A 12,146-nucleotide genomic window follows, 5' to 3' on the forward strand; every position below is an offset into this window, starting at 1 on the left:
TCAATTTTAATTTTTATAACCACTTTCTCTTTTCTCTTATAGGATCCCTTTCAACATAAAATTCCAATACATATAGGGCAACATATATCTTTTAAGTAAAAACATACTATACCGTTCTTTCGCTTGATTAAATGGAAACGTTTCTTGAGGCTCATATTTATAGTTAAATTCAGCGAGTATCAGACTTTTATAACCAGTAATAATCGGACAAGATGTATACCCATCATATTTAGCCTGCAAGTCTCTTCCGTTAAGTACGTCCATAATATTTTGTTTTAAGATAGGTATTTGTTTTCGAATTGCCGCTCCAGTTTTAGAGGTGGGTAAATTGGTACAATCTCCAAGTCCGAAAATATTCTTATACTGTACATGTTGTAAAGTATATGGGTTTATATCTACCCACCCCTGAGAATCACTTATTTCACTCTCTTTAATAAAATTAGGTGGTCCCATTGGTGGAACAACATGAATCATACTGTAGGGTACCGTTTCTCTTTTCAGCGTTTGCGTATCTTCAAAAATTGCTTCTCTCTTTTCGGCAATAATTTCTACTAAGTTTTTATTATAATTTGTTATAATTTTCTTTCTTTCTAGTACTTGTTCTAATGTATTAGCATATCGTGGAACCTGAAATATGTTTGCGTTCGCGGTATAAAACATCACTTCACTTTTGTTTCTTACACCGCTATTAGAAAAATACTCTTCTGCTAAATACATAATCTTTTGTGGAGCACCGCCGCATTTAATAGGAGTATTGGGGTGGGTAAAAACCGCATTTCCTCCTTTAAATTTTTCAATTTCTTTCCAAGTAGAATCAACATATGTATAAGAGTAATTGCTACACACCCCATTAGTCCCAATAGACTCCTTTAAGCCTTTAATGCCGTCCCAATTTATTTGTATACCAGCTGCTACAATAAGAATTTCATACTCAAGCAGCATTCCATCATTTAAAAGTAGCTTATTTTCTTCCGGAAACAACTTAACGACACTTTTAGGAATCCACGTTGCCCCTTTTGGAATAAGCAATTCTTGATTACGCATCGTACTTTCCTTTGAAACAATTCCTCCCCCCACTAAACTCCATAGTGGTTGGAAATAATGTTTTTTTGATGGTTCAATAATTGCTATACTTTCTTTCAATAGGGGTACATTTCGTAACAAATGTGCAGTAGAAGATATTCCTGCAGTCCCAGCACCAATTACAATAATTTTATAACTATCTCTGGTCTTCATTATCCTCTTCCTATCTAAAATTGATTTTTAAAATAACTATTTAGTAGCCTTATTTTCATCGTAATAACATTATTATAATTTAAAAACACCATGTATTTAATCTATTAAATTGAAAATTTCGTTAATTTAACTGTCAATATTACTTTATGCGTAAATCCCCTATGTTACTTCCATCTTTTATATTTCTCAATGCTAGTCTTCTTCCTATCTTACTTTAATTACAATTTCTCTCTACGCTCAAATCTATCTTTCTCTCCTTTTTCCAAGCTTTTAATCGTTCCAGAATTAACAGAAAACTTCGCCGTAATGTCAGCTATTGAATGATAACCATCTTATAAAATAAGTTCCATTCATCTAAAAAACACCCCTGATTTCCATTATTCATAGGAAATTAGGGGTGTTTATCGGTATATAAACCTTTAAAATTATTAATAAGTCTTCTATTAAAATATAAATGGTTAAACAGATGAAAAAACTTCGACTGTTATATTATCCCTTATTTCTTATATATAGGTGCTATTTTATCAATGCAATTTTTCCAAATTCCACCTGTATAATCTTCAGGAAGACGTTTTATATCTTCAGATGAGTCAAATCCACTTGAAAACCCAGACCCATTTCCTCCTACAATGATAACTCGAGTATCTGCTTTATCCATTCGATTAAGAAAACGATTTGGCCATCCCCAAAGCTAAGGAGCTACTTTGTCTGGTATATGTAATTCTCCATGCTTCAGGCTTGAAGGTATGTAGCCAGTCCATCCTAATGCCATATAAGTAATAAGATCTTTTTTCATGGTCGCTTTTGATATTGTTCGTAAACTAGGGATGCGCTCTTTTATCGCAGCAATTGGTTTATCGCCACCATATACAGTTAGTTGATTAAGGCGCTTCGCTGGTAATTTCTTGAGGTGAGTAGCCAATTGGATTCCTTCATTTTCATCATCACTTTTAATATGAATAAGAAAAGAACGGTCTGGAAAATGGGTAAGTACTTCATCAAGTGTTGGCATAAGATTAATCCCTTTTCCACGAAACGGGAATGTTTTACCCCCATCAGCTGTATAACCGTAACCAATATCAAGTGCTTGTAATTCTTTTGTTGTAAAATTTCTTCTACAAATGAGCAAACTAAATAAAAAATAGCCTCGTATTTTATTACTAGAGAAATCGACCCTGTACTTTTTTACAGGATCTTTGTTTATTTTATTTACTTTCATTAGCTTTTTTGAAAATTGTAATCTAATACTAGATTTCTGAATGTATACTACACTAAACATTAGTTAACACTATACACATAGCGTTAACTATCTTAATTGAATATTAGTAATAGTAAGTATAAAGATTATCAATTTACTATATATTACATTTATGTAAAAATAGATATATGTTGAGCTTTTTCAAAATCTTTCCCCTAATAAAGATTTGAAGTAGCATTTCATGATTCTCCTTACTGTTAATATGCCTTGAAAAAGAACCCAATAGGGTTCTTTTTCTTCTGATTAGATCCTCAGTAGTTGCTTTTGGAATCATTGATACTAAATTTCATGTAGAATTCAAGTGAAAAAGGAGCAAATTAAATTGCTCCTTTTATCGTTATAAGATTTTTAACTTCTATCCTTAAACACACTATCTAGGATCCTATCCTAGAATCTGAATTTAAATCTTAAATCCACCAATTAATTCTTGAAGTTCTTCGGCCATCTGTGCTAATTGTATTGCCGAAGAATTTATCTCTTCCATCGAAGCATGTTGTTCTTCAGATGAACCAGCTATCGCTTGCATACTTGAAGAATTCTCTTTCACAGCCATAGATATTTGATTAATTGATGTATCGACTTTCATTGCATCACTTGTCATTTTATTTGATAATTCCACCATACCATGTACTTTTGACACAATATCATTTGCAGATTTTGAAATTTCATAAAAACTTTGTTTTGTATCATTCGCAACTTGAATTCCCGACTGCACTTCAACGCCTACTTCATTCATAGCTTTTACAGTCTCATGTACATCTGCTTGTATTTCATTAATTAAACTTCCAATTTCCATTGAAGATTCGGATGATTGCTCCGCTAACTTCCTGACTTCATCGGCAACAATTGCAAATCCACGCCCCTGTTCTCCTGCTCTAGCCGCTTCAATTGCTGCATTCAATGCTAATAAATTTGTTTGTTCTGCAATAGTTTGAATTGCTTCTAATATACTTCCAATTTGCTGCGATTTCTTATCTAATAATTTAATTACATTATCGGATTGAGAAACAGAATGATGTATAGACTGCATTTGCGTTACAGTTTGTTCTACTAATTGTTCACCCTCATTGGCTTTTTGTTTTGTGTATAAGGATGAGGCCGATACTTCAGAAGCATTATCTGCCACGCATTGAATGTTTCGTGTTACCTCACCAATTAATTTCGCTCCCGACGCAACTTCATTATTTTGAACTTCTGCACTATTTGATATTTCTTCCATTTCTTTTGTAATTTGTTCTGTCGCAACACTTGCTTGCTCTACGCTAGCGGTTAGTTCCTCAGATGAAGCTGCCACATGTCCTGCAGATGTATTAATTCGAGAAATTATATTACGTAACGACTCTGCCATTGTGTTGAAACTACCACCTAATTGACCCAGTTCATCCTTTGAACGAATATCTATTTTCTCAGTTAAATCCCCCTGACTAATTCTTTGAGCTGAAATAACTAATTGTCTTAATGGATTAATAATAGATTTAAGAATGAAGAAAATTACAATTCCACCTAACAACAATGAAGCCCCTATTATAGTGAGCGTTTTATAAAAAATAGGATTGGTAGCCTCTTCAATTTCTTTCGTAGGCATTACGCCAGCTATTTTCCAACCTGTTTTTTTGTTTGTCTTAAAGCTTATGTTTCGATCCTCGCCATTAAGAGTATAAGTAATTACTCCATCTTCTTTCTTGTATAGTTCATCTGCTAATGATTTCTCTAATTTCTCACCTGGCTTAAGTGTAGGATGAACAACTATAGTCTTATCTTGACTTACTATAGATACAAAGCCTTGTTTTCCTATTTTTATCATTTTAGAAGTTTTTACGATATCATCAATATTCAAGTCCACACCAATGACACCACTTTTATCAGCATTTTGCTTTGCAATTGCTATTACCATATTTCCTGTAGCCTTTGATTTATAGGGAGACGAAACAATAATCTCTCCATTAGCTTTTACTGCATCCTTATACCAACTACTTTCTAACGGATTAAATCCTTCTGGTACTTTTCCAACGGGGGCATGAATAAATTGATTATTACTAGATGTAGTATAAATTGTTTCTATCTCTGGATGTAACTGTATGTATTGATCAAATTTACTTTGTACATTTTGCAATTGGTCAGCATTATAATCCCCTTGAGTAAGTATCTTTGCAAAATGAGTTACATCTCCATATTTATTTTCTAATTCATCATCAACTATCTTATTTAAAATACTTACATTATCTTTCGCAGTTTGTAGAATTGTTTCATTAAGATCTGATTTTGCTTTATCATAAGATGATGCTCCTACGATAAGACTTGGTATAATTAATATTGCAATAAATGCCATAGACAACTTCGTTTTAAGCTTCATTTGTTCCAATCTTTCTTTTATTTTAAACACTATCTACTTCTCCCTTTCATTCTTACAACTGATATAGTTTATTTAATTGTTTGCTCCTTTATTTTTTCTACATTCATTTATGGTATTATTCGAAATGAAATTACCATTACATCTCTTTGCCTTCATATTCTCATATAGTGATTCGTTTTTTTACAAGTGAAGTTGTATCTATCCCCCTTTCAAATATGTATTTTATTATCGTATTCCCCGAAAGAATTCTCCTTCCTCAAGCGTGTGAAGAGCGTAGCCCAACGATAGGTGGGAGATGAATTTCGGTTTGGCATAGCCAAAAACTTTTGATGAACTAGCTATATGAAGTTCTTTGATAACTTAATATAGAAGGTTGCAGGAAGAAAATAGAGTGCGAAAACCAAGCCGTTCGATTCCTGCGTAAAATATCAACCGTACCAAAAGAGCATCCATGCGTTGGACATCTAGGGGTGGAACACCCCGAAGTAACGCTCAGGGAGACGAAAGGTTACTTTCGTCGTGGAACTGAGAAGCTCCCACTTCAAGCTTTGCTAAGTGGCGAGTAGTTCACAGTAAGTAATGTTAGGACTACGAATTCTTCTAAATTAACTGGAGGAAACATAGACTTCATTTAAAAGATAATTTTTAGCTTTAATTGAATCAAAAGTTTAATTTAGAACGATTCACATTGAATGAAACCCTTACCATACTAAATTTTCTTCAACTTAACTAAGTGAATTTATTTTTTGAATAACTATGCTTAACAGCCTTTAAACCACTCTGACCGTTTCACTTCATTCATTTATCTATTTACTACAGTCACTTTTGTTTTATCAGATATTAAACCATAAATTCTAAATAGAAGAATAAAATAAATTGGAGGATTTCATTGTAACACGTATACATAAGTTTTAAATATTAAAATTAAGAAATATTTTTTTATTATTCTCATCTTCATGAATTACTAATAATAGATTGCGGACTTTTTTGCGCTAACGTCTACATCAGATTATTACAAAGATTGGAATGGATAACAGCATCAATCCATATGTATTTTGCGGAATAAACTGTTTTGAAATACCGCACTGCTTTATATCTTTTAATTCACTCTTGGATGAACCTTTATAGATTTTACAAATCTCTTCACTCCATCATGTTTATCTAACCTTCTTACTATCTTTACTTTTTCCTCTCGTGTAAATTTAACCATAAAAAAGTACACTCCAATTGTTGTTCGTGTCTAACATTTGGGGTGTACATCAATTAAGGACGACTTAAATGTCATTTATATGGACAATTAATTAGCACCTTTTTTTATTCCTCCACCATGTTTCAAAATGCACCAATTACTCTTCAGCAAAAAGAAACGAAAATTAAGCGAATATAAAGCGATTTATATCATAAAAGAATATTTTTCACTTCTTTATCAATCTTTACAAAAGAAACCCAAGAATTAACAAAGATATTGTTTCATCTGTTTAATCTCTTACAGAAAAACGGACGAAAATCCGATAGGTATAAGAAGAAAACAGTCATTGATATCTTAGGCATCGTATATAATTTTTCTATGTCCCACAATCAGGTAGCGTAATCAAAAAAATTGAAGCCCGATAGGATTTATTTAGTATGCAAATTTTTAAAGAACTTACACTGGATCTTTAGAAAAAAGAAAAAATCTTACATGAAATTAAACTTGTATAATGTTAGCTTGATAGGCATAGAGCACCACCCACATTTTAATTATTTTATAGACCAAGCAATTCTCAAAAAATGATAGCACAATTTTAATTATGATTTTGATTTTAATAATACGTTCTGAGACACTACTCTTCTTCTAAAATGGCGTAATAATATTCATCCCACCATTCATTTCCATGGGGTATACACTTCTTGAAATAGCCTTCTCTCTTCATTCCAATTTTCTCCATCACTCGATATGATGGGGTATTTTCTGGCTGACATGTAGCTATAATTCTATGTAATTTCATTTCCTTAAACCCATATTTCAATGTAGCTTGTGCTGCTTCAGAAGCATATCCTTTATTGAAATATTTAGGATTGAATACCCACCCAATCTCATAAGTATGTTCACCAAAATATTTATGAAAAACAATATGACCAATCAGGATATTTTCACCTATTAGTATCACAGGAAAGCTCTTAGCATTTTCCCCCATATTTTTATTTACAAAATTTCTTGTATCTTCTTCAGTAAAAACCCCTTCAGGTATGTATTTCATAACATCGCTATCTGATGTATACTCATGAACAGCTTCCCAATCCTTGAATTCAAATTTTCGTATTAGTAATCTTTCTGCTTTTATAAACATTTACTTTTCTCCCCTCAAAAACTCGTTACTTTATTTCAGATTCACATTTAATCCTTAAAAAAAGAACTTGCAGGAATCTCTACAAGTTTTTTTATATCACGTGAATATATGGGACAAACAAACTATCTTACCAATTCATCATAGAAACTACAGGGGTAGTACTTTGACAACTATATTATATAACAAATCTTAACATCCGCAGATTTTATTTTTGAAAATTATGTTAATTGAGAACAAAATTATCCTTTTCCTTAACTATTCTAACTTTTATTCACTTAAATAAGCGTGTAGTTCAAAACAAATCTAATAATGAGAATATGGATACTAAATTTACTCTCAAAAACAGAAACTTAACTGCATACCTTCTGAAAGTAAACATAAGAAAAACGTTCTACTCCATATGAGTAGAACGTCTTCTCACTTTAATTCATATATTTTTTGGGACTTATATATTTTGTGTCGTATTTAAAAAATTAATAAATTCATCTTCATTTACAGGCTTACTGTAGTAATAACCTTGAATTAGATAACATGCATTTTGTTGTAACACTGTTAATTGCTCCTTCGTTTCTACCCCTTCTGCTATTACTTTCATATTTAAAGTATGGGCTAACGAAATAATTGTTTGAATAATTTCATCTCCATCATTTGAAGTTCCAATTCTATTCACAAATTCTCTTGGAATTTTCAAAGTATCAATTGGATACAAAGGTAGATACGCTAATGAAGAATATCCTGTACCAAAATCATCAATTGATAAATGTACACCATATGATTTTAAGGCTTTTAACTTCGATAAAGTTTCTTTCTCATCTACCATGGCAATTCGCTCTGTTAATTCCAAATCAATCAAGTTAGCTGGTACTCCTATTTCTTCTATAGTAGAAATAATCGTTTGAACAAAATCTTTCTGTTCAAACTCTATAGCTGATAAATTTATCCCCATCTTTAGATTTGAAAAGCCCATAGAATGCCATTCTTTCAGTTGTTGACACGCTTTCTGTAACGTCCACTTCCCAATTGAAATAATCTGCGACGTTTCTTCTGCTATAGGTATAAACTCAAAAGGAGAAATCAGCCCAAGCTCTGGATGTTGCCAACGTATTAAAGCCTCTGCACCAATAACCTTTCCTTCCTTACTATCAATTTGTGGTTGATACAATAAAAACAATTCATTATTTTCAATTGCATTTGGTAAATCCTGTTCTAATCGTAATCGACGAGTTACTTTTTGAGATAATGTCTCGTCATACATACAAACAGCATTATTACCTTTTTCCTTTGCACTATACATAGCGATATCAGCGTGTTGTAAAAGTGTAGTAGTATTTATTCCTCCAAACGGATACACTGCTATTCCTATACTAAGAGATAAGTAAAAACTATGATAATTTACTACAAATGGTTCATCAGTTATACGAAATAGATTTTTACACAAATCCAATAGCTGCTGTTCCGTGTGGTTATGGACAATGATTGCAAACTCATCACCACCTATTCTTGCTAGAGGAATAGGCGGTGACAGACATGTCCTAAAACGTTTAGCAACTTCTTTTAAAACCCTGTCACCAATCGAATGACCCAGTGTATCATTAATAGTCTTAAAACGATTTAAATCTATATACAAGAGGCCAAACTTATCCATTGTTTTTTGTGCACGCTTAATGGATCTATCTAATTCTTGTTGAAAGAATATACGATTTCCAATCTCCGTCACCGTATCATGGAATGCAAGATAATTTATCTCTTCCTGTTGTTGTTTCATCCTCGTTATGTCTTTTACCATTACATAGCTCCCAAAGGGTTGTCCTTCTATCATAATAGGAACTATAGTGACATACCAAAAAAGTATATCCTTCTCATTGTTATTTTTCACACGTAACTGTAACGAAGATGAACTACATCGTTTCCCTTTCTTTATAGCCGATTCCAATTCAGATTTATCTTCATCAAAAAAAATAGAGAAGCACTCTTTTCCTATTAATGCAGCACTGTCTTTCCCTAATAATACACTTCCAGACTGGTTTATATTTAAAATGGTACCATTTGAATCAATCGTTAAAATAGGATCTGGGTGGTACTCATATAAGGACTTAAACCTCTCTTGATTTTTCACCAAATCATTAGATTTTTTTATTAAATCCGCTGTTCTTTGAGATACTTTTTGCTCTAATTGATTATTAAACACTTTTAATGTTTCGGTTAAATCTTTGTTTTGCATTCGTACAATTGTATGACGAATCAGTACAAATACAAAGGCAATACAATTGCCCGTAATCAGTGTAGCTGAAGAAGTTTGCTCTTTTAAAGTAAAACCAATTAAGATTGCAACTGCAAGATAAGGAAATATGACAAGAAGTTTCTTTCCAAATGTCGGATTAATAATAAAATAATTTCTTCTAGAAGATGCATTCCTTGGGATAGTAGCGGCAATGGCAATAAATAATAGAGAAACTCTATACAAACACCTTAATAATATGAGTGAACGATGTGATAAATCATCTTGTAAATAGAAATATAAATAGTCCGTAATAGACAATCCAGTTAATACTAAGATGAAAATAAATAATTTACTTTTCGCATTAAAAATTGCTGGTCGAAAGATAAGGCTAACTCCTAGTAAAAGAAGCAATAGATCTATAATCGGGAAAATAAATGAAAGAAAAACATCTCCAATTGATAAGAATAAAATATTTGCAGAAGGTTTATTAAATAGGTACCACTCTAAGGTGAAAATAGCAGTAACAACAATACATAAATCACAAATTAAATACGCTTTCTCCCATTTGTTACATTCCATCATGATTTTATAAAAGAACGCAAAGAGAAAGAAGAATAAGAAAAACAACAAAAATACATCAGAGATATTAAAATTTTGTATTGGTAATTCTACATTAAATACTTGAAAAGCAGATATAAAATTCCCTATCAAGAAACACCCTATTGCAATAGTAATACTAGCCCAAAACACTCCTAACTTAACTTTTCTGGATACTATAGAATAGAGTAATGAAATAAGTACAATAGTTTCAACAACTAAAGATGATAATCGTATATTAAAATCTGATACAAAATACTGATTCGGAAAAACAAATAAAAATATAAAGCAAAAGCTTAAATAAGCTATTAGAGCCAATATCAATACATAAAAATGCACATGTGAATGTTTACGCAATATATTCACCTTCTTAAGTCTTTCATCATTTTTTATTAAATTTGTTTCTAATTATTATTTCTATTATGTCCATTTCAAAAGATTTCTTTCAAAATAACTTATTGTTAGTCGAACTATTCATCTTTTTTTGTCCATAACTTTTTATAGACTCATGAAGGACTCTAACTAAAACACCGACTTATTTATAATTCTTAATAAGTCGGCGCCAGTATACACTATAAAACTAAAAATCATTACAAATAACAAAACTATACTTTAGCAATTTATAAATTACTTATTACTAGAATTGCTAAATCTTCTTTTGCTTATCATAATCTATATTCAGATACATTATTTCCTTTCCATTCGTAATAATCTAAAACCCCTTCATAAATAGCTTCTGCTGCAATCTGTCTGCCGTTTGCTGTAGATAGTTTACTGTAATCGATACCATTATCTATAAAAGCCAATTCCGTTAACACAGCTGGCATATCGTTTTCTCTTATAACATGAAGATCTCCATGTTTAACGCCTCTATCACGCGTTTGAAGAGCCTCTACTAAACGTGTTTGAATTTTTTCCGCTAAAACACGGCTTTCTTCTACATGAGGATTTGTTTTTTCGGATTCAGAAGAATTATAGTAGTATGTTTCTGTCCCCTTTGCATTACCATTAAAAGCATTTGCATGAATGCTTATAAAGATATCACCCTCATTTTGCTTAGCAAATTTAACACGTTCCTGTAAAGAGCTTTTTTGGTCATGTCCAGGCCTAGTATCAGATTCACGTGTTAGTAAAACTGTAAATGGTGTATGCTTTTCAAGCAATTGTTGTAGGCGTAAAGAAGTATCTAATACGATTTTACTTTCTGACAATCCTTTTGTGGGCTTTCCAGGATCTGCACCACCATGTCCAGGATCAATAATGATTGTTTTACTTTCTAAAGGGTTTTTCGGACTGGATTGAAGGGTATCTGTTTTGGCAGTAAGTTGTGCAGCTTCTGCACGTGTTATGAATTTATTTGGTTGCCAACCATTATCAGTACCAACAGAAATCTTTAAATCAATTAAAATATTGGCGAATTTTTCACCCCAATGTCCTTTTAAATCATCAAATTTACTTTGCCCATTACTATTTGTTCTATCTTGTAGCTTATATGCATTTACTAACATTGTTGCCATTGCAGCACGAGTAACTTTTCCAGAAGGATTAAATAATCCATTCCCTTCACCTTTTATAATTCCTGCTTTTTCAGCAGCCGCAATATAAGGGCTTGCCCAATGATTTTGAGAATCTGTAAAAGAAGGTTTTGCACTTGTATCAACTTGTATACCTAGAACTTTTGTCATAATGGTTGCTGCAGAAGCTCTATCTAATGTATCGCTAGAACCAAAAGTTCCATCTGGATAACCATTCAATACCTGTTTATCAACTAAATAATTAACGGATTTGTCAGCCCATGCAGGAACATCTGGGAATTTATGAGTATCTGCAAAAATACCAGAAGAATAGGATAGTAGACTTCCAGCAAGAATTCCTGTAGCAATTAATTTGTATTTCAAAATGTAACACTCCTAAAATAATATTACAGCTTAGTAAATTTATCATTTATAGTGAATCTTATAAGTAATATGACTTAGTTTAAACAATAGAGTAGGTTGGCAAATTCACTATAATACAGGTAAATAATAATTAGTTAATTTAAACTATTATTTCGAAAAAAATCTATAGACATACACTTATAATAAGGGACTATTTGATATGTTTACCAAGCTCGTGTAACCAGTATAGTTACTTATATGTACGAGTGTCAAT

The 12,146-nt window shown here is 31.9% G+C and carries 5 protein-coding genes and 2 pseudogenes; 1 reads left to right on the forward strand and 6 read right to left on the reverse strand.

The genetic code is table 11. The features are described 5' to 3' along the window. Positions 1-36: 36 nt before the first annotated feature. The 3 genes and pseudogenes from MR079_RS15870 to MR079_RS15880 all read right to left on the reverse strand — a co-directional run bounded on the left by MR079_RS15870 (position 37) and on the right by MR079_RS15880 (position 4,877). The gene (locus MR079_RS15870) at positions 37-1,236 is read right to left on the reverse strand and encodes an FAD/NAD(P)-binding oxidoreductase (RefSeq protein WP_242294261.1); all 1,200 of its coding nucleotides are present in this window, start codon (positions 1,234-1,236) and stop codon (positions 37-39) included. A gap of 496 nt (positions 1,237-1,732) precedes the next feature. After that, positions 1,733-2,350: pseudogene (locus MR079_RS15875) on the reverse strand (PI-PLC domain-containing protein); the annotation flags it as partial. Between the two features lie 544 nt (positions 2,351-2,894). Next, on the reverse strand, positions 2,895-4,877 hold the full coding sequence (locus tag MR079_RS15880; protein ID WP_242294262.1) for a methyl-accepting chemotaxis protein: 1,983 nt from the start codon (positions 4,875-4,877) through the stop codon (positions 2,895-2,897). A 1,240-nt stretch (positions 4,878-6,117) separates the two neighbouring features. Here MR079_RS15880 and MR079_RS15885 point away from each other — a divergent pair. Beyond that, positions 6,118-6,438, forward strand: a pseudogene (locus MR079_RS15885) (IS4 family transposase); the annotation flags it as partial. 232 nt (positions 6,439-6,670) lie between these two features. Here MR079_RS15885 and MR079_RS15890 read toward each other — a convergent pair. The 3 genes from MR079_RS15890 to MR079_RS15900 all read right to left on the reverse strand — a co-directional run bounded on the left by MR079_RS15890 (position 6,671) and on the right by MR079_RS15900 (position 11,893). Beyond that, positions 6,671-7,177: a GNAT family N-acetyltransferase gene (locus MR079_RS15890; protein ID WP_070806058.1), complete on the reverse strand. Its 507-nt coding sequence runs from the start codon at positions 7,175-7,177 to the stop codon at positions 6,671-6,673. 445 nt (positions 7,178-7,622) lie between these two features. Further along, positions 7,623-10,352: an EAL domain-containing protein gene (locus tag MR079_RS15895; RefSeq protein WP_242294263.1), complete on the reverse strand. Its 2,730-nt coding sequence runs from the start codon at positions 10,350-10,352 to the stop codon at positions 7,623-7,625. Between the two features lie 308 nt (positions 10,353-10,660). Next, positions 10,661-11,893, reverse strand: coding sequence for an N-acetylmuramoyl-L-alanine amidase (locus MR079_RS15900; protein ID WP_087996941.1), 1,233 nt, complete (start codon positions 11,891-11,893; stop codon positions 10,661-10,663). Positions 11,894-12,146 lie beyond the last annotated feature (253 nt).

This window comes from Bacillus cereus group sp. BfR-BA-01381, assembly GCF_022663555.1.
Taxonomy (GTDB): domain Bacteria; phylum Bacillota; class Bacilli; order Bacillales; family Bacillaceae_G; genus Bacillus_A; species Bacillus_A pacificus.

What these genes read in the sequence shown, in the direction of transcription:
- MR079_RS15870 (WP_242294261.1), bottom strand. Translation starts at nt 1,236, where the DNA reads ATGAAGACCAGAGATAGTTATAAAATTATTGTAATTGGTGCTGGGACT.
- MR079_RS15890 (WP_070806058.1), bottom strand. Translation starts at nt 7,177, where the DNA reads ATGTTTATAAAAGCAGAAAGATTACTAATACGAAAATTTGAATTCAAG.